Source organism: uncultured Ruegeria sp. (genome assembly GCF_947489545.1).
Taxonomy (GTDB): Bacteria; Pseudomonadota; Alphaproteobacteria; order Rhodobacterales; family Rhodobacteraceae; genus Ruegeria.
Map to the genome: position 1 here is coordinate 216,374 of NZ_CANLDZ010000005.1, position 17,817 is coordinate 234,190.

Consider the following 17,817-nt stretch of genomic DNA (forward strand, 5'->3'; position numbering starts at 1 on the left):
AAATCGCTTGCACGTCGGCGAAGCGCCGCCTAGGGTCGGGGTAACTTGAAAATCGGAGGGCGTGACGATGGCGCCCAAGCGTCCCAAAGGTGCGGGCGCGTTCCCGAAAGCGGTTGAAAGCCCCGCGCCGGATAGACCCGATCCAGATGCTTTGTATGCGGCGCTGGATTTGGGGACAAATAGCTGCCGCATGTTGATAGCCCAGCCCAAGGCAAGCGGGTTCCATGTGGTAGACAGCTTCTCCAAGTCCGTGCAGTTGGGTGCCGGATTGGAACGCACCGGGCGGCTGTCACGGGCGTCGATGGCGCGCACCGTACAGGCCCTGCGGATTTGCCAGCAAAAGCTGAAACGCAATAAAGTCAAACGGATGCGTCTGGTCGCGACCGAGGCGTGCCGGCGGGCAAAAAATTCACGTGATTTCATCCGCCAGGTGAAACGTGAAACCGGTCTGACGCTTGAGATCATTCAGCCCGAAGAAGAAGCCCGTTTGGCCGTCATTTCATGCGCCCCGTTGGTTTCAACCAAGACCGAGCAATTGCTAGTTGTGGACATTGGTGGCGGATCGACGGAACTTGTTTGGATCGATATCTCGTCAATTGCGCGCCGGGACCGTCCGGCGGCGATCATGCGATTGCACAACGGGTTCCACACCGCAGATAGCCCCTTTCCCGCCGCCAAAGTGGTGGACTGGATCAGTGTGCCCCTTGGCGTTGCGACACTGCGGGATCAGTTCAATGATGTCGAGGATGACTCGGCCCGGTTTGCTTTGATGAGCTGGTTCTTTGAAGAAAACCTGGCCGATTTTGCCCCATATAAAGACGAACAGACCCGCGAAGGGTTTCAGATTGTCGGCACCAGCGGCACGGTGACCACAGTCGCGGCCTCGCATCTTGGCCTCAAGCGTTATGACCGGACCAAAGTGGACGGGTTGCGTATGACCAGCGATCAGATTGACAAAGTCATACGTGGTTATCTAGAACTCGGCCCTCATGGGCGCCGCCGCGATCCCCGTATCGGTGATGATAGGCAGGCCCTGATCATGTCCGGCTCGGCCATTTTGCAGGCATTGCTGCGTTGCTGGCCCACCGACCGCCTCTCCGTGGCGGACCGGGGGCTGCGCGAGGGCCTGCTTTATGCTCAGATGAGCGCGGACGGCGTATTGGAAGACGGACCGTTTTAATGGCGAAGACACCAACTGGTAAAAACACCTCGGGTCGCGGACAACGCGACCTGAAGGTTCAAGTGAAAACGGCACGCGGGCGCAAGCTCAGCTCGACCCGCTGGCTGCAGCGACAGTTGAATGATCCCTACGTCAAACGGGCGCAGACCGAAGGTTATCGGGGGCGTGCTGCGTTCAAGATACTGGAACTGGATGAAAAATTCCGCTTTCTTGTACCGGGCGCACGGGTAGTTGATCTGGGCTGCGCTCCGGGTGGCTGGTGTCAGGTCGCCGTCAAACGCGTCAACGCGCTGGGTGAGAAATCCGGCAAGAAAATCGGCACTGTTCTGGGCATCGATATACAAGAGGTTGAACCGATCGCAGGGGCCGAAATTCATGTGTTAGATTTCATGGAAGACGACGCAGATCAAAAGGTCAAAGAGTGGATGGGCGGCAAGGCCGATGTGGTGATGTCTGACATGGCGGCCTCGTCATCGGGACACAAGCAAACGGACCACTTGCGGATCATGGCCCTGTGCGAAACGGCGGCCTATTTTTCATTCGATGTTCTGGAAGAAGGTGGAACCTTTGTTGCCAAAGTTCTGGCTGGGGGCGCCGAAGGTGACCTGCAAAAACTGTTGAAACAGAAGTTCGACAAAGTGGCCAATGTAAAACCACCTGCATCTCGTTCGGACAGTTCTGAAAAGTTTGTTGTCGCAACCGGGTTCCGTGGCTGAGGTCAATCCTCGAGCGCGAAATGATCCTTTGCGAGACGCGGCTCGCGCCAAGATGCTGTGGCGATTCCCTGCAACAGCAGTGCCTCCCCGTGGTTCAGATCAACGGGCTTTCTGTCGCGCAGCTCGGCAATTCGCTGATCAAGCGAAACCTTCTGCTTCGTCGTTTTGTCCGACATTGGTCACCTTTAAACACATTCAGAGCATCATTCTGCTCAGAAGCGTAGTCACCAAATCCGCCGGGAAAATGGCTTAATACTGGCACGATGGTGCCATGTCAGCGGGCAAGTTGTGTCGACAATTGCAGCAAGCTTGGATCTAGTGGCATCCGAACCAATGCTTAGTTCAATACATCTCAGGCAGCGTCCGCGCCCCGGTCGATCTGCGCCAACTGGACCAGCATAGGCCAGGCTTCGGCCCGTTGCGGATCCATCATGGCAACCTTGCGGAACGCCTGTTCGGCGGCCCCGCATTGCGTAACGTCAAAGCCATACCGCCAACCTCATGAGGCATCGTCTTTGGCTTTGGTGCGCAATGCGATCAGGGCACCGTTGTATTCCGCCCCAAGGATCAGCATTGCTGCACAAAGGTAAAGAAAGATCAAAGCCGCCATGGCGCCCGCCAGCCCGGCATAGGTAGCGCTGTAAGTGGCGAATTGAGCGATATAGATAGAAAACACCCATCCTCCGATCGCCCACAAGATCAGTGTCAGAAGGACGCCCGGAAAGATCTGAGACAACCGGTGTCGCCGCGTCGGCAGGATCAAATGGGCCAAGAGAACGGTTCCCACAGGAACGGCCACGGTGAACGTCCATCGTAACCTGTCCACCGAAAGCCAATCGGATACATTCACCGCCGTTCTGTCTGAAACCAGCTGAGTGTAGACCGGCAAGACGACTTCGAACGCTGCGATGGCCAGAATCGCTGCGCCGCCTAAAATGACCAACACGAAGCATAACAGCCGCGTTTTCCAGAACGGCCAGTGATCATAGTCGTGATAGGCTTGGTTTATCGCGGCCCGCACAGCGGCCACACCATTTGATGCAAAATAGACTGCCAGCAAACCCCCGAGCGTGATGACGCCCGACCCTGATCCGGCCAGAACCGCGCGCAATTCGGAAACGATCGGGTCGGCAACATCCTTGGGCCATGCGCCAAAAATCAGATCGATCAATTCATCTGTCGCATATCCCTGCGACAGTGTGCCAGCCAAAGCCACCGTAAACAGAACAAAGGGAAACAGCGCCATCATCAGCGACATGGCGACATGGCTGCTCATGACGAACCCGTTCTTGTCGTTAAAGCGGCGAATGGCCATCCACAACGCCTGTACGGGAAGACCAACCGAGGGAATCACATGTCCGGTCATAGTTTGACCCTATCGTGACACCGAAAAACACAGAACCCGTCAAACGCGACACACGGCAATAATCGATCCGACAAATATCTGACTGCATTGCATAAACTCAATCGCTTGTGCAGGATCAGGATATCTACGCCATTTTTTCCAGCGCATCGCCGCGCGCATTTCAGGGATCTGGATGACCTCGGATCAGCAAGACACACCGGATCGCCCAAGACTTAAGTTGTCGGTCGTTCGCGACACCTGCATTGTCGCCAGCCTTTTGGTGTTGGGACTATATGCAGGGGCTGCCTTCCTGATCCCGCTGACCATGGCATTGTTAGTAAATGTTCTGATCATCGCACTCAGCGACCGTGTTATCGCCGTTACGCGTGCGCCTGTCTGGTTGGCAAACATCGCTGGCGTAACCGTGGTTTTAGCCGGTTTGTTTATGATAATGTACATTCTGGGCAGTCAGGCCACGCAGTTTGCGCGCTCAATCGGCACCTATGAAACACAATTTGACAGCGCGGTTGATCGGATTACCGGCTTGGTGGGCAACGATATCACCACCTTCATCCGTGACAATCTGGTCAGTATCGACATGTCTTATCTGGCCCGCCTGTTACTGGGCAGCGCAACATCCCTGCTGAACCAGTTCTTTCTGATCAGCCTCTATGTTGCGTTTCTGATGGCCGAACGTCTTGCCTTTCGCAAGAAAATCCAGCTGGCCGCAGGCAGTCCACAAACCGGCGCAGAGTTCTCGTCGATGCTTGACGCGATCTCGTTCAGCCTTCAGCGTTATGTCGGGGTTAAGACGCTCATCAGCCTGTTTACGGCTGGTATCAGCTATGCGGTATTCAAAGTTCTGGGGTTGGAATACGCCGAGACTTGGGCGGTACTGACCTTTGCGTTGAACTTCATCCCGTCAATCGGATCGATTATCGCGGTGATTTTCCCGGCAATGATTGCTTTGGTGCAATTCGACAGCATCGGCCCGTTTCTGATCATTGTTCTGGGCTGTGGCACGCTGCAGTTCCTGATCGGTAACTTCCTGGATCCTGCCCTGTTGGGGAGGTCGCTGAACATGTCCACATTCCTTGTCATTCTGGCGCTAACCTTCTGGACGACGGTTTGGGGGTTGATCGGTGCGTTCCTCAGCGTGCCTTTGACTGTCTGCATTCTGATTGTCTTTAGCCATGTTCCGGCGTTGCGCCCCATTGCGATCCTGATGTCCCTGGACGGTAGTCTGGGCGAAGACGACAACGGGACCTAAAGGTCTGGGTTGTTTGGCCAGTAGAGATCACTCAGAAATAGGACATTTCGAATTCGAGATGTTTTTGCATCGCGGAACGTGCATCTCTGCTTCAATTTTAAGATACACGTAGATCAGCATCCTACAGATAAATTTGAACTTCGAATACCGCCGATGACTAGACTTTTACATAAGTCGTGGCCGCAGGACCGCCGCTAAACGTCAATGAGATGTGACCGCTCCCCCATGACACGTGGGTGGCAAGCTGGCAACCGCGGCAGTCGCGACATGGCGGGCTATTCCAGCATTGATGCGGGATCAAAAGCCCAACATCGGCGCGATACCAAAGAAGGCATGCAAATCGAGGATCCAACCATCGCTTGTCTGCGGAAGACCGAGATTATGTCACTGATCAAATCGGCAAAGGTCACCTGGTCAATCGTGATGAGTATCTGCCAACAAACCACTAATTTTGTGCTATTCCGTAACACCAATCATCTGATCGCCGAGGAGGTACGCTGACATGCGTACTATCCGGGTGAGGCCGCTCTGCCTTATCGGCTACCCTCTGCGAGGCGTATGAAATCACCTCTGGCACGCTTGAACATGACAGATACGCCGCACAATCAATTGATTTTATGTATAATTTTGGCGTTTCTGGCAACTCGTTGGCGCACTATTCGACAGACAATAGCCCCGACCACAAAACCTACGTCTATCGACGAGGGAACCCGCGAGCGTCTGCGCCGAGATATCTTCTATTTCATCGATAACGGCGATCCGTCTTTGCGTATTGGCGATTGGAAACTGACCTTATCTGAGCAAAGGGCCCGGGCCATGAGTTGACTGGCTCATCGTGGATATGGCGCATGACTGGCCACGCATCTACACTGGGGCAAACTGAACGACCTCGGAGTCACCCAACCCCATGTGGACACTACTCTTTTCCGTCTTCGTTTTTGCCCTGTACGTCACGGCGGTTGTGTTTTCCGTGCGTGCCGCACAGACCGCACGCACGCCGCAGGGAGCCGTCGGTTGGGTGGTGTTTTTGCTGTCAGCGCCCTTTTTCGCGGTGCCTATGTATCTGTTTCTGGGCCATCATCGGTTCCGTGGCTACCGGATCGCCCGACAGGAAAGTGAACGGGTTGTCGAAGGCATCAAGACTTTTGCCGACTACTCCAAACCCGATCCCGCGTCTATGTCGATCAATCCTCGCCCGTTTGAGTTTTTGGCTCACCTGCCCGTCTCACGCGGCAACGGTGCGCAGTTGCTGATTGATGGGCAAGCAACATTTGATGCTATCTTTGAGGCGATTGACGCCGCCAAAAGCTATGTGCTGATTCAGTTCTATATCATCCGCGACGATGCGCTGGGGCAAAAGCTTCAGGAAAAGCTGATCGAAGCGTCAAAACGTGGGGTTCATGTGCGGTTCATGACCGACGCTGTCGGTAGCTATGGCCTGCCCACGCAATATCTGGAAACGATGCAGGAAGCCGGGATTGATGTCGCCGATCCACGGCAACAGCGCGGCCCGAATTTTCGCTTTCAGCTAAACTACCGCAATCACCGCAAAACCGTGATTATTGACGGCGAAACCGGCTTTATCGGCGGGCATAATGTAGGTGTCGAATACTTGGGCGAAGATCCACATTTTGGCCACTGGCGTGATACCCATTTGAAGATGACCGGGCATGTTGTTCGACAGCTGCAGCTCATCTTCTCGGAGGATTGGCATTGGGCCCACGACGAAGATTTGATCGATCATCTGGACTGGGCCGGCAGTGTATCAGAGCAGGACATGAACGCTCTTTTGGTGGCGACCGGTCCCGGGGACGATACTGAAACTGGGGCGATGATGTTTTTTTCCGCCATTGCCGAGGCAAAAGAGCGCCTATGGATCGCATCTCCCTATTTTGTTCCGGACATCGACATCATGACCGCGCTGCAACACGCAGCGATGCGCGGCGTGGATGTGCGCATTCTTGTTCCTGAGGTGATTGATCACCGTCTGCCCTGGCTGGCTGCCTTCGCTTACTTTGACGAGGTTCGGGACTGTGGTGCGCGGGTATTTCGATACACCGATGGCTTCATGCACCAGAAGGTATTTGTGGTCGATGACACTCTGATGGCGGTCGGCACAACCAACCTCGACAACCGCTCTTTCCGTCTGAACTTTGAGGCGATGGCCCTGTTCTTCGATACCCGCGCCGCGCATGACGTGGAACAAATGCTACTGGCTGATTTCGAAGCGAGTTTCGAGCTGACACGGTCCCTGTCACAACAACCGGCCCATATCCGGTTCGGCGCCCCACTGGCCCGTTTGTTCGCACCGATCCTTTAGGAAAAGAAGTTCTCCTGAAACACCCGTGTCATCAGCGCTACCATATAGGCCGTAGACAATCCGAACGCCAAAAGTCCGGCCACAGCCGCAAATGAGCCAAAGATTCGCAGGCCATCCCCCAAGACGATGTCGCCATAACCTAGAGTCGTGAATGTGACCAACGAGAAATAAAGGGCTGAATTCAAATCCGGCAACACCTTAAGCAGCACCCAGACAATGGCCCAGAGCCAAACTTGAATTGTATGCGTTGCGACAATGAAGGCTAACGCAGTGGCAATCGGACCTGCTGTGCCCATGAACAAGCCGCGCGCGGACCATTTTGCTTCCATTTTCATAATGACCACGGTGCACCAGGTCAGCAAAAGGATCTCGACCACGATGCAGAGACCCAGAAAAGTACTGCCCCAAAAGATCTGGTGCGGCAACGTCATGTTTTTACATCCTGAATTGCGGTTTCGGTTTGCCCGTGCAGAATGACCCTTGGCGCCCCCGGGTACAAGCCCGACCCGGCATGACTTTGCCTGCGGCGAATGGAACCGGATACATGTCAGCACTGGACAGGCACGCAAACAGTTGCACATCCTGCGCAGTAAGACGGGTCAGGCCATGTTATTGAATATCGACAACATCCAGAAATCCTATCCGGGCGGGCGACCTGTTTTAGAGGGCGTTTCGCTAACATTGGATAAGGGCCAAACGCTTGCACTTACCGGAGAAAGTGGCAGCGGCAAAAGTACTTTGTTGAATCTGGCAGGCGCGCTGGACAGTTTCGATCAGGGCGAGATCACACTGGACGGAACGCGTTTGTCGCCGTTGGATGACGCAGGTCGTGCGCAACTGCGCCGCCACAGCGTTTCGCTGGTATTTCAGCAATTCAACCTGATACCGTCTTTGACAGTTCTGCAAAACCTGACGTTCCACGCGCGTCTCGCCGAATGTCAGGACCAGGAATGGACCCTGCATCTGGCAGACAGGTTGGGCGTCGCAGATTTACTGGATCGACATCCCGAAAACCTGTCTGGCGGTCAGCAGCAACGGGTGGCGATCGGACGCGCCATGGCCGTGCGCCCCAAGTTGCTATTGGCGGATGAACCCACCGGTAATCTGGACGAAACCGCAAGCGCAAATGTGCTGGACCTGATGTTGGCGTTGGTCGCGGACACTGGCGCTGCGTTGCTGCTGGTCACCCATTCGCACGATATCGCTGCGCGGCTAGACCGTCGCGTCCATCTGTCTGGCGGGCATATTCAGTGACGCGAACGGTCCTACAGGCCCTGCTGTCTCATTGGCGTGCGCATCGCCTGCAGCTTGGAACACTGCTGATCGGTATCGCGCTGGCCACGGGCCTTTGGTCGGCCGTTCAGGCCATCAACTCCGAAGCGCGGGCAAGCTATGCGCGGGCGAATGCCCAATTGGCGCTTGGGCAGTTTGACGAATTGCGAGACCCAACGGGGCCCATCCCTATTGCGCGTTATGTTGATCTTCGTCGCGCCGGATGGCAGGTCGCTGCTGTTTTGGAAGGGCCCTATCGGCTCGGTACACGCAGTGTGCACCTGATGGGCGTGGATATGGTGGCTTACCCGGCCCTGCCCGCCATTGTCGAAGCTGAACAGAGCGCCACCGCCCCCGACCCTGCCGATCTGTTGACCGCCCCGGGGCGCATTCTGGCCTCTTCGGAATTGGCACCACTGCTACGCGAACAGGGCGACTTGCCACCGATACTGGAAAGCTCTGCCTTGCCGCCAGACGTTATATTGACGGATATTAGTGTCGCCGAAACATTACTGGACCAGCAAGGGGATATCTCGCGCTTGGTCGTGCTTTCGGACCAACCACAGCTGGTCCCTGCCTTGTCAGACATCGCGCCGGAACTGCAACGATTTAGTCCGTCATCCCAAGTGGATACGGACCAATTGACGGGCAGCTTTCACTTGAACCTATCGGCCTTTGGTATGCTGTCTTTTGCCGTCGGTTTGTTCATCGTCCATGGAACCGTCGGACTGGCTTTTGCTCAGCAGCGCGGCATGATCAGAACAATGCGCGCACTTGGCGTATCGATGCGCCGTTTGGTGGTGTTGATCCTGGCTGAACTGACGTTGCTTGCAGTGATCGGCGGGGCATTGGGCCTGGTTCTGGGTTTCTTTATCGCTGGCGCACTGTTACCGGATGTGGCCGCAACACTGCACGGTTTGTACGGCGCCTCGGTCAGCGGACAGATGTCCTTGCGCCCGGAATGGGCCGCAGCAGGTATTGCCATGGCAGTGGCCGGAACGTTGCTTGCCAGCGGTCAGGCACTCTGGCGATTGTCACAGATGCCAATATTGGTTGGCCCCGGGGTGCACGCATGGCAAGACAACGCCCCGGCGCGTCGCTTGACTGCGCTGGCAGGTTTGATTCTGATTGCGGGCGGTACACTCGCATATCTTAGTGTCGGCGGTCTGATCGCAGGATTTGTTCTTCTTGCAGGTTTGCTCACCGGTGCCGCTTTGTTATTGCCGCTGTCTTTGTCCGGTGTCCTTGCCCTATTCGCCCGACGCGCGCAGGGACCTGTTGCGCAATGGGTCTGGGCGGACATGCGGGCGCAATTGCCCGGCCTATCGCTTGCGCTGATGGCATTGCTTTTGGCCCTCGCCGCCAATATCGGCGTTGGAACAATGGTCTCAAGCTTTCGCCTGACCTTTGTCGGTTGGTTGGATCAGCGTTTGACCTCTGAGCTTTACGTCACAGCCGTAGACGACCAGCAAGGTCAGGAGATATCTGAGTGGCTCCAACCGCGCGTTGACGCGATTTTGCCACTTCGCACTGTCGAGCTGGCACATGAAACGGGGCCGTTGTTCTTGTATGGCATTGTTGATGACCCGGTGTATCGGCTGCATTGGCCTTTGATCGCCTCGGCAACGGGTGTTTGGGACGACGTCATGACCGGGCATGCTGTTTTGATTAATGAACAACTAGCACGTCGCACCGATCTCTGGCCTGGAGATACCCTTGAGCTTCGTCCCGGTCACGTTCTGACCATCGCAGGCGTCTATTCCGACTATGGAAACCCGACCGGGCAAGCCATGGTTTCAATGGCACAATTGGATCAAATCGCGCCGGGTGCTGAAACCCGACGGTTTGGCATACGCATGCCTCCCGAGGATGCGACTGAGATGGCACAGGAGCTGCGGCGCCAGTTTGATTTGCCCCGGCAATCCGTAGTCCACCAGGCGGCGATGAAAGCGCAATCACGGGCCATTTTCGAAAAGACCTTTGTTGTAACGTCGGCGTTAAACGTTCTGACCCTTGGCGTGGCAGGCTTTGCCATTCTCACCAGTCTGCTGACCTTGTGGACCCAACGCCTGCCGCAAATCGCGCCCATCTGGGCCCTGGGGTTGGACCGATCCCAATTGGCCCGGTTAGAACTGATGCGCAGTGTGACGCTCGCGGCGCTTACGGCGTGCCTGGCTTTGCCGCTTGGGTTGGTTCTGTCTTGGGTTTTGTTAACGGTGATCAACGTACAGGCCTTTGGTTGGCGCTTGCCAATGTATGTTTTTCCGCTGGATTGGCTCTATCTGTTTGTCCTTACACTTTTGGCAGCACTTATCGCGGCCGCCCTACCCGCGCTGCGGTTGCTGCGCCTGCCACCTGCCGATTTGCTGAGGGTTTTTGCCAGTGAACGTTAGAGCCTTACTGATAGCCATCATGTGCATGCTGCCGGTATCCGGCTGGGCGCAGGGTTATGCTGGCCTGGGCGGGTCAGCCGACGGGTTCGAAATCCCCCAGCGCGGCTATCAGTTCGAGTTTCCCAAGGACCATGGACCACATCCCGCGTTTCGAATCGAATGGTGGTATCTGACCGCAAACCTGACAGGCGACGATGGCCGCGACTATGGCATTCAGTGGACGCTGTTCCGATCAGCCCTTAAGCCGTTCGAAACTGAAGGCTGGCAAAGCCCGCAAATCTGGATGGGTCATGCCGCGATCACCACCCCTGAAACCCACTACTTTGCGGAACGTTTGTCGCGTGGCGGCATTGGGCAGGCCGGTGCAACAGCAGAGCCTTTTGCAGCATGGATTGATGAGTGGCAAATGAGCGGGCCCGACTTTGATACCCTAACACTCACTGCGAGCGGTAAAGACTTTGGGTATGATTTGTCGCTGAAAGCCCAGGGTCCATTGGTGTTTCACGGGGACAATGGCTATTCGGTAAAGTCATCCGATGGGCAAGCCAGTCACTACTATTCACAACCATCGTACAATGTCGAAGGCGTGCTGCATCTGCCTGAGGGGGACATGGCGGTCAGCGGAAATGGTTGGTTGGACCGGGAATGGTCCTCACAACCCCTGGCCGAGGATCAGAGCGGGTGGGATTGGTTCTCGCTCAGCTTCGATGGTGGGGACAAGCTGATGGCATTTCGTCTGCGCGGAGACCGGGGTGATTTCACCTCAGCAACCTGGATCAGCGCAGATGGATCCTCTATGGCATTGTCGGATGGGTCCACCAGTTTCACACCGCTGGAAACAGCACACGTTGCAGGCCGAGACGTTCCGGTGGAGTGGCGCGTGACTTTGCCAGACCGCGGTGTCGATGTGGAAGTGTCGGCGCTTGTGCGAGATGCCTGGATGGCCACCCGATTTCAATATTGGGAAGGGCCCGTGACCGTCACAGGCACCCATAAGGGGCGCGGGTATCTGGAGATGACGGGCTACTGACCAAGCGTCGCCGCCTGTTGTGCCAATCGAGCGTGTCTGATTTTTTGTTCAGAAGAAAAAAATGCGAAGCCAAAAGGAGCTTCGCATTTCAATAAGAACTTTACTTGGCAGGATTATCCCTAACGGACAACGTAAACCGAAACAGTCGAATGCCGCACAACCCGTGCCGCATTCGGTCCCAGCAAATAATCCTTTAGATCTGGTTTGTGTGCGCCAATCACGATCAGGTCCGAACCCGCACTTTCGGCCGTTTTCAGGATCTCTTGATACGCCGTGCCCGTGGCCACCACATGCCGTATCTTTTCATTGCGATCCGCACCCAGAGTGGCTGTACACATCTTAGTCAGGTTGTTCTGCGCTTCTTCGAGAGCTTTGTCGTGAAAATCAGGCTGAAAAAAGCCAGAAACCCAGCTTTCTCCAAAATCGGGAAGAACGGTGACGACATCCAGCTGCGCGCCGTCAAGGTCCGCTAACGCGGCCGCTCTTTTCAGCACAGGCGCATCCAAATCTCCGTTGCTGATGTCGATGGCGCATAAAACAGAACTTGTCATGCTGGCACCTCTTGTCTGGCGGCACGGCCGCGTTGCAGGAAGGCGATCAGACCCAACAGTAGCATCGCCGGGATATAGATCAGCTGTTTCGGGGATTGGCTGGACGGCAAGCTGACCGAGGTCAGGCGCACCGCTTCATCACCGTAGTAATCAAAGTTCCCCAGATTATCGGCCACAGGTGTACCGAACAAAGGTTCTTCCAACTTGACCAACCCATCTTCGGGGACCAGCAGCAGACCCATCGCTTCGACCCGGGCAGAACCACCGTCCTCGTTACCAACAGTGACAACAACGGTTGTATCGACCATTTCCAGCGTGTCGAAATCCGGGCCTTGGACCACCAGCCGGACCTCGGTCCCGGGCGGTGTTTGACCTATGGTTTCCTCAAACGCAGCCGGTTCAACAGTTGTAAACGGTGGCGAAATTCGGTCCATGAAGTAGTCTGGCCTGAACAGCGCAAACGCTACAAAGATCAGGGCAATGCTTTCATAGATGCGGCTATGGGTAAGGAAGTACCCCATTGTTCCCGCCGTAAAGACAAGGATCGCTATTGTCGCAAAAACGGCGACCGTTATGCCTTCCACCCAAGTGACGTCGATCAACAACAGGTCCGTGTTGAAGATAAACACAAACGGCAGCGCCACAGTTCGAAGCGAATAGAAGAACGCGATGAACCCGGTTTTGATCGCATCCCCACCCGAGACGGCGGCGGCCGCGAAACTCGCCAAACCCACCGGCGGCGTCACGTCGGCCATAATGCCGAAATAGAAGACGAACAGGTGGACCGCGATCAGGGGCACAATCAGGCCGCTTTGCGCCCCAAGTTCGACAACCACACCGGCCATCAGAGAGCTGACAACGATGTAGTTCGCAGTGGTCGGGAGTCCCATGCCCAGGATCAGGCTCAGGATACCAACCATCACCAGCATCAGGATCAGGTTGCCGCCTGACAGGAACTCGACCAGATCAGCCATGACTTGCCCGACACCTGTCAGTGTCACGGTGCCTACGATCACACCCGCCGTGGCCGTGGCCAACGCGATACCGATCATGTTACGTGCGCCGTCGATCAGGCCCTGCCACAGGTCAGCAACACCGTCGATAAACGTGTCATACATGTTGCTTTGACCGCGGAAAATCGCCTTCAGGGGCTTCTGCGTTAACAGGATCACGAACAGCAAAGTAGTCGCCCAGAAGGCCGACAAACCCGGCGACTTCTGTTCGATCATCAAGAAGTAGACCAATACAATGATCGGCAGCAGGTAGTGCAAACCGGCTTTGTAGATGTCCGCGATGACGGGCAAGGTTACTTCTTTTGCATTCGGATCATCCGGCTCTAGATCCGGCACCTGAGCGGCCAGATAAAGCAAAGCAACGTAGATACCACAGACGATCAGGCTAAGGACCAGTCCCGCCGAAGACGGCACCCAACTGGTGACAGCTTCGACCGGGAATTGCGAACCATAGCACAGCCCAGCGAAGACCAGGAAGAAAGACAGCATCCCGACGACGGTACGCGCAAGCTTCACATCGCGGTCGCCCAAGGTGGGCATGTTCCGCTTCACCGCCTCAAGGTGCACGATGTAGACCAAAGCGATGTAAGAAATCGCTGCGGGCAGGAAGGCGTGGGTGATCACCTCGACATAGGAAATGCCGACATATTCCACCATCAGAAAGGCCGCAGCCCCCATAACCGGAGGCATGATCTGACCGTTCACTGACGAGGCTACCTCGACCGAACCCGCTTGTTCGCTGCTGAAACCAACGCGCTTCATCAATGGGATGGTGAACGTGCCGGTGGTCACAACGTTGGCGATGGACGAGCCAGAAATCAGGCCGGTTGCAGCAGAGCCCACAACAGCCGCCTTCGCGGGGCCGCCGCGCAGGTGACCCAGCGCACCAAATGCCATCTTGATGAAGTAGTTCCCTGCCCCGGCCTTATCCAGCAAAGCGCCGAAAAGCACGAACAGGAACACGAATTTCGTTGAAACACCCAACGCAATCCCGAACACGCCCTCAGACGTGATCCACATGTGGCTCATGGCCTTTTTCAGGCTGGCGCCTTTCCAACGGATGACCTCTGGGACCCAATCGGACGCGCCGAAGAAAACATAAACCAGAAAGATCGTTGCAATGATCGCCATCGCTGGGCCAAGCGCGCGACGCGCGGCCTCGAACAACAAGATCAACCCGACCAATGCGATCCACTTGTCGGTATCGTCTGCAAGCCCGCCAGCATCAACGATTTTGTTGTAGAAGAAATAGCCATACAGCGCGACAAACGCGCCCAACACACCCATGATCCAGTCCTGTATGGGGATATAGTCGCGCGGACTGGATTTCAGCGCCGGATAGGCGGCAAAGGCCAGAAACATCGCAAAGGCCAAATGAAACTGCCGCGCGTTGTTCACAACACTACCGGGCAATACATAATTCGCCAGCGGAGAGGCCAGAACGACCTGAAAAATGGACCAAATCGCCGCTACAATGGCCAGGAAGATCCCGACATTGCCGACTGGATTGCGTCCGCCCGCATCAGACGAGGCTACAAGCTCCTGTAGCTCTTCTTCCGATAGCGGACGATTGGATTGAGAATCGGAACTCATGACATGTCTCCCCGTCGCGGCCTTTTTCGGCCTTCTAACCTACCCGTTTGATACGGGTTTGGTGCAGGGCGCCCGCAGGCGCCCTGTGTCAGGTCTGAATTACTGGATCCAGCCTTTTTCTTTGTAGTACTTCTCGGCGCCCGGATGCAGCGGAGCCGACAGGCCGTCCGCGATCATTTCTTCGGGCTTGAGGTTGGCAAACGCAGGGTGCAGCTTTTTGAAGTCATCGAAGTTTTCGAAGACCGAGCTGACCACTGCGTAAACCGCATCATCCGACACGTCTGCCGACGTCACGAAGGTTGCGCCCACACCAAAGGTTTGGGTATCGCCGTCAGAACCGCGATACATGCCGCCAGGAATGGTTGCGGTCCGGTAGAACGAATTGTCGTCGACCAGTTTGCTAACCGCATCACCGCTGACGTTCACCAGAACCGAGTCACACGCTGTAGTGGCTTCCTGGATCGACCCGGACGGGTGACCAACGGTGTAAACCATCGCATCAATCTGGTTGTCGCACAGAGCTGCGGACTGTTCGGCCGCCTTCAGCTCGGTCGCCAGTTCGAAATCGCCAGTGGTCCAGCCCATTTCGCCCAGCAGAACTTCCATAGTGCCGCGCTGACCTGAACCGGGGTTACCGATATTGACGCGTTTACCTTTCATGTCCTCGAAATTGGTGATGCCGGAATCGGCGCGGGCAACGACCGTAAACGGCTCAGGGTGAACCGAGAAGACAGCACGCAGGTTTTCGAAGGGACCAGCCTCTTCGAATTTCGAGCTGCCGTTGTAAGCGTGGTACTGCCAGTCAGACTGCGCCACACCAAACTCCAGTTCGCCTTCGCGAATGGTGTTGATGTTATAGACGGAACCGCCGGTCGATTCGACCGAACAGCGTACGCCATGTTCCTTGCGCCCCTTGTTAACCAGACGGCAAATCGCGCCACCGGTCGGGTAGTAAACGCCGGTCACACCGCCGGTGCCGATGGTGATGAACTCTTCGGCATAAGCCGCCGGAGCCATCATGGCCGCGGTGACGAATGCGCCGAGGCTAAGCTTGCTGCTGTTTTTCATTTAAGAACTCCCATTTTATTTTGTTGGTGGGGAAAAGGCTAAAGCCCCTTACTCGGGGAACGCGCCGATAAGCCAGATCAGCCCGTCATGCAACGGCTGCACCTCAGTGAATTTTCCAATATCTCCCAACAATTTCGAGGTTTCATTCAGACACATCAATTGTCAAGGCCAGTGCACCACTCATCCGCTCAAAGCGGCACATCTGAGGAAGTTTTCAAAAGTTTCCCCGTTAACGGGCACAAGTGCTTCATGTCTGACCCCTCACGAGCAAATGTAGCAAAAGCGTCATTGTTCAAACTTCACGGCGTTGCACACCGCGAGATCCATCTCAAACGGGAACAACATCCGACCGAGGACCAAGGATGCCCGATCCGGCGAAAAAATAGCCGAACCGAAACATTTGTTTTGAAACGCAGTTTACGTTTGAGCTCCTACCTTCGATGAGCCCGGCATCGATACTTTGCTTACTTTTCCCGTGTTGGAATCTCGATAATTCCGAACAGGAACGCCGCAAATGCGGACTGGACCGATATTGCCATCAGACTGAACCCAGCGACGGTCAAACGTGTCGTCAACGGGTTGGAAAGGTCGCCGAAGCCAAGTCGCGCCCATTGCCCAAATGCGATCCCAAACAAAAGAAGACCAAACAACAGCAGCCAAAACGCGAAAAGCGCAATAGTGTCTGTGGTCGCCCAGTTTTTAAGGATTTTGCTGGGCTCTCCAACAGGCAACAGACCGCTCGTCGTCGCAATCATGCGCGCCAGGGCACCAAACGTCAGTAACTGGGTCCCGACGATTGTGATCAGGCAAGAGGCCAGGAAAGTATTCGTCCCGAGCTCAACAGATCCGGCAACGCGTACCGGTCCGAACATAAGAACGAGGGCAGTGATGCCGCCCACCAATGTGAAGAACAATCCTGGATACACAAAAAGCCATCTGGGATTGTGCATCAGCAAGAATTTAAGGTGCCGCCAGCCATCTCGCCAAGTGCGTAAATGCGGCGGACGGCTTCTGCCATCCGGCTTGAGAGTTGTCGGCACTTCGGCAATTTTCAGTCGGCTCATCGCGGAACGGACAACCATCTCGGACGCAAATTCCATGCCGGACGTATGCAATTGAAGGTCCAGAATGGACTGTCGCCGGAACCCGCGCATGCCACAATGAAAGTCGCCGATACGGATGTTGAAGAACAGCCGACCGATGAAACTCAGAACTGGATTGCCCAGATAGCGGTGCAGAAACGGCATTGCGCCCTCGGATATACCACCACGGAATCGGTTTCCCATGACCAGATCATTTCCGGCCCGCAGTTCCTGAACAAACAGCTCTAGCCTGGAGAAATCATAGCTATCATCAGCGTCACCCATGATTACAAACGTTCCGCGGGCTGCTTCGATACCGCCGGCCAATGCCGCGCCATACCCTTTTTGTTCGACATTCACGACCCTGGCCCCAAGACCTTCGGCAATCTCAATCGAACCGTCGGTGCTGCCATTATCTGCGATCAAAACCTCGCCCCGAATGCCATCACGCGCGATGTAATCGAGCGCTTTTCGAACGCAGACCTCAATCGTTTCGGCCTCATTCAGGCACGGCATCAGGATCGTCAACTCAATCGCGTCAGACTCATCCGATGATTCTGTAATTTCTTGCTTCCCAACCAATGGAACCCACCTACTAAAAATTAAACAAATAACACTATCAGATTTACAGACGCGACTTCGAAGTCAAGGACAGTCTGCAAAGGCACAAATTTATTCACTCGACATGAACATAAACCAATCCAGAGATACTTTGTTTATTAATTCGAAACAAGTTTGTGAGACAAGATTTCCAGCAACTCGTCGAGTGTTTTCTCCGATGTTACCAGAGCTCGTAACTTCATCCTTGTGCCCATCTTGGGAAGAAGCCGATTCTGCGCCGCACATCCGGATACAATCTCAACGGAACGACGGATTCTCGCCTATCTCAAGGTTTTATTTTGAAAGAAATGCGAACAATTTGGCGCGCAAGCAATGCATCCAACTCTCACGATATTTCCATCGGAAGATTTTGAGTTCCATCAA

16 protein-coding genes are annotated in these 17,817 nt (G+C 55.3%); 9 read left to right on the forward strand and 7 right to left on the reverse strand.

What is annotated here, in order from left to right:
- Positions 1-67: 67 nt before the first annotated feature.
- Positions 68-1,180, forward strand: coding sequence for a Ppx/GppA phosphatase family protein (locus Q1B13_RS09760; RefSeq protein ID WP_299075498.1), 1,113 nt, complete (start codon positions 68-70; stop codon positions 1,178-1,180).
- The gene (locus Q1B13_RS09765) at positions 1,180-1,896 is read left to right on the forward strand and encodes an RlmE family RNA methyltransferase (protein WP_299075500.1); all 717 of its coding nucleotides are present in this window, start codon (positions 1,180-1,182) and stop codon (positions 1,894-1,896) included. Before Q1B13_RS09760 ends, Q1B13_RS09765 begins: the two co-directional genes overlap by 1 nt.
- Before the next feature lie 2 nt (positions 1,897-1,898).
- On the opposite strand, the gene Q1B13_RS09770 is transcribed toward Q1B13_RS09765, so the two are convergent.
- Both Q1B13_RS09770 and Q1B13_RS09775 read right to left on the reverse strand, forming a co-directional pair.
- Positions 1,899-2,072, reverse strand: coding sequence for a hypothetical protein (locus Q1B13_RS09770; RefSeq protein ID WP_298934965.1), 174 nt, complete (start codon positions 2,070-2,072; stop codon positions 1,899-1,901).
- Between the two features lie 323 nt (positions 2,073-2,395).
- Positions 2,396-3,262 carry a YihY/virulence factor BrkB family protein gene (locus Q1B13_RS09775; RefSeq protein ID WP_299075503.1) on the reverse strand — a complete coding sequence of 289 codons (867 nt, stop codon included), beginning with the start codon at positions 3,260-3,262 and terminating at the stop codon, positions 2,396-2,398.
- A gap of 172 nt (positions 3,263-3,434) precedes the next feature.
- On the opposite strand from Q1B13_RS09775, the gene Q1B13_RS09780 reads away from it, so the two are divergent.
- From Q1B13_RS09780 to cls, 4 genes are all read left to right on the forward strand, one after another.
- Positions 3,435-4,511 carry an AI-2E family transporter gene (locus tag Q1B13_RS09780; protein WP_298934963.1) on the forward strand — a complete coding sequence of 359 codons (1,077 nt, stop codon included), beginning with the start codon at positions 3,435-3,437 and terminating at the stop codon, positions 4,509-4,511.
- A 267-nt stretch (positions 4,512-4,778) separates the two neighbouring features.
- Positions 4,779-5,012, forward strand: coding sequence for a hypothetical protein (locus Q1B13_RS09785; protein WP_299075506.1), 234 nt, complete (start codon positions 4,779-4,781; stop codon positions 5,010-5,012).
- 84 nt (positions 5,013-5,096) lie between these two features.
- Positions 5,097-5,336: a hypothetical protein gene (locus tag Q1B13_RS09790; RefSeq protein ID WP_299799783.1), complete on the forward strand. Its 240-nt coding sequence runs from the start codon at positions 5,097-5,099 to the stop codon at positions 5,334-5,336.
- Between the two features lie 82 nt (positions 5,337-5,418).
- A complete protein-coding gene (gene cls, locus Q1B13_RS09795) occupies positions 5,419-6,831 on the forward strand; it encodes a cardiolipin synthase (RefSeq protein WP_299075511.1) in 1,413 nt (470 codons plus the stop codon).
- Here cls and Q1B13_RS09800 read toward each other — a convergent pair.
- Positions 6,828-7,262: an ion channel gene (locus Q1B13_RS09800; RefSeq protein ID WP_298934960.1), complete on the reverse strand. Its 435-nt coding sequence runs from the start codon at positions 7,260-7,262 to the stop codon at positions 6,828-6,830. The genes cls and Q1B13_RS09800 overlap by 4 nt on opposite strands.
- Before the next feature lie 175 nt (positions 7,263-7,437).
- Between Q1B13_RS09800 and Q1B13_RS09805 the strand changes: the two genes are divergently transcribed.
- Genes Q1B13_RS09805 through Q1B13_RS09815 form a run of 3 tightly spaced genes read left to right on the forward strand, consistent with a single transcriptional unit; the run spans position 7,438 to position 11,526 of the window.
- Positions 7,438-8,085, forward strand: a complete 648-nt coding sequence (locus tag Q1B13_RS09805; RefSeq protein WP_299076637.1) for an ABC transporter ATP-binding protein — start codon at positions 7,438-7,440, stop codon at positions 8,083-8,085.
- Positions 8,082-10,496 carry an ABC transporter permease gene (locus Q1B13_RS09810; protein WP_299075514.1) on the forward strand — a complete coding sequence of 805 codons (2,415 nt, stop codon included), beginning with the start codon at positions 8,082-8,084 and terminating at the stop codon, positions 10,494-10,496. Before Q1B13_RS09805 ends, Q1B13_RS09810 begins: the two co-directional genes overlap by 4 nt.
- Before the next feature lie 25 nt (positions 10,497-10,521).
- Positions 10,522-11,526: a lipocalin-like domain-containing protein gene (locus Q1B13_RS09815; RefSeq protein ID WP_299799788.1), complete on the forward strand. Its 1,005-nt coding sequence runs from the start codon at positions 10,522-10,524 to the stop codon at positions 11,524-11,526.
- Between the two features lie 119 nt (positions 11,527-11,645).
- Here the strand turns inward: Q1B13_RS09815 and Q1B13_RS09820 are convergent, their stop codons facing one another.
- The 4 genes from Q1B13_RS09820 to Q1B13_RS09835 form a co-directional block, all read right to left on the reverse strand.
- Complete coding sequence (locus Q1B13_RS09820) at positions 11,646-12,077, reverse strand: universal stress protein (protein ID WP_298934958.1); 432 nt, start codon at positions 12,075-12,077, stop codon at positions 11,646-11,648.
- Positions 12,074-14,683 carry a TRAP transporter permease gene (locus tag Q1B13_RS09825; protein ID WP_298934957.1) on the reverse strand — a complete coding sequence of 870 codons (2,610 nt, stop codon included), beginning with the start codon at positions 14,681-14,683 and terminating at the stop codon, positions 12,074-12,076. Before Q1B13_RS09825 ends, Q1B13_RS09820 begins: the two co-directional genes overlap by 4 nt.
- A gap of 99 nt (positions 14,684-14,782) precedes the next feature.
- Positions 14,783-15,751 (reverse strand): TAXI family TRAP transporter solute-binding subunit, encoded by a 969-nt coding sequence (locus tag Q1B13_RS09830; protein ID WP_298934956.1) that lies wholly within the window; start codon positions 15,749-15,751, stop codon positions 14,783-14,785.
- Positions 15,752-16,215: 464 nt separating this feature from the next.
- The gene (locus Q1B13_RS09835; RefSeq protein WP_298934955.1) at positions 16,216-17,415 is read right to left on the reverse strand and encodes a glycosyltransferase family 2 protein; all 1,200 of its coding nucleotides are present in this window, start codon (positions 17,413-17,415) and stop codon (positions 16,216-16,218) included.
- Between the last annotated feature and the right edge of the window lie 402 nt (positions 17,416-17,817).

What these genes read in the sequence shown, in the direction of transcription:
- Q1B13_RS09805 (WP_299076637.1), top strand. Translation starts at nt 7,438, where the DNA reads ATGTTATTGAATATCGACAACATCCAGAAATCCTATCCGGGCGGGCGA.
- Q1B13_RS09800 (WP_298934960.1), bottom strand. Translation starts at nt 7,262, where the DNA reads ATGACGTTGCCGCACCAGATCTTTTGGGGCAGTACTTTTCTGGGTCTC.
- Q1B13_RS09775 (WP_299075503.1), bottom strand. Translation starts at nt 3,262, where the DNA reads ATGACCGGACATGTGATTCCCTCGGTTGGTCTTCCCGTACAGGCGTTG.
- Q1B13_RS09815 (WP_299799788.1), top strand. Translation starts at nt 10,522, where the DNA reads ATGCTGCCGGTATCCGGCTGGGCGCAGGGTTATGCTGGCCTGGGCGGG.
- Q1B13_RS09785 (WP_299075506.1), top strand. Translation starts at nt 4,779, where the DNA reads ATGGCGGGCTATTCCAGCATTGATGCGGGATCAAAAGCCCAACATCGG.
- Q1B13_RS09820 (WP_298934958.1), bottom strand. Translation starts at nt 12,077, where the DNA reads ATGACAAGTTCTGTTTTATGCGCCATCGACATCAGCAACGGAGATTTG.
- cls (WP_299075511.1), top strand. Translation starts at nt 5,419, where the DNA reads ATGTGGACACTACTCTTTTCCGTCTTCGTTTTTGCCCTGTACGTCACG.
- Q1B13_RS09830 (WP_298934956.1), bottom strand. Translation starts at nt 15,751, where the DNA reads ATGAAAAACAGCAGCAAGCTTAGCCTCGGCGCATTCGTCACCGCGGCC.
- Q1B13_RS09790 (WP_299799783.1), top strand. Translation starts at nt 5,097, where the DNA reads ATGACAGATACGCCGCACAATCAATTGATTTTATGTATAATTTTGGCG.
- Q1B13_RS09780 (WP_298934963.1), top strand. Translation starts at nt 3,435, where the DNA reads ATGACCTCGGATCAGCAAGACACACCGGATCGCCCAAGACTTAAGTTG.
- Q1B13_RS09760 (WP_299075498.1), top strand. Translation starts at nt 68, where the DNA reads ATGGCGCCCAAGCGTCCCAAAGGTGCGGGCGCGTTCCCGAAAGCGGTT.
- Q1B13_RS09765 (WP_299075500.1), top strand. Translation starts at nt 1,180, where the DNA reads ATGGCGAAGACACCAACTGGTAAAAACACCTCGGGTCGCGGACAACGC.
- Q1B13_RS09770 (WP_298934965.1), bottom strand. Translation starts at nt 2,072, where the DNA reads ATGTCGGACAAAACGACGAAGCAGAAGGTTTCGCTTGATCAGCGAATT.
- Q1B13_RS09825 (WP_298934957.1), bottom strand. Translation starts at nt 14,683, where the DNA reads ATGAGTTCCGATTCTCAATCCAATCGTCCGCTATCGGAAGAAGAGCTA.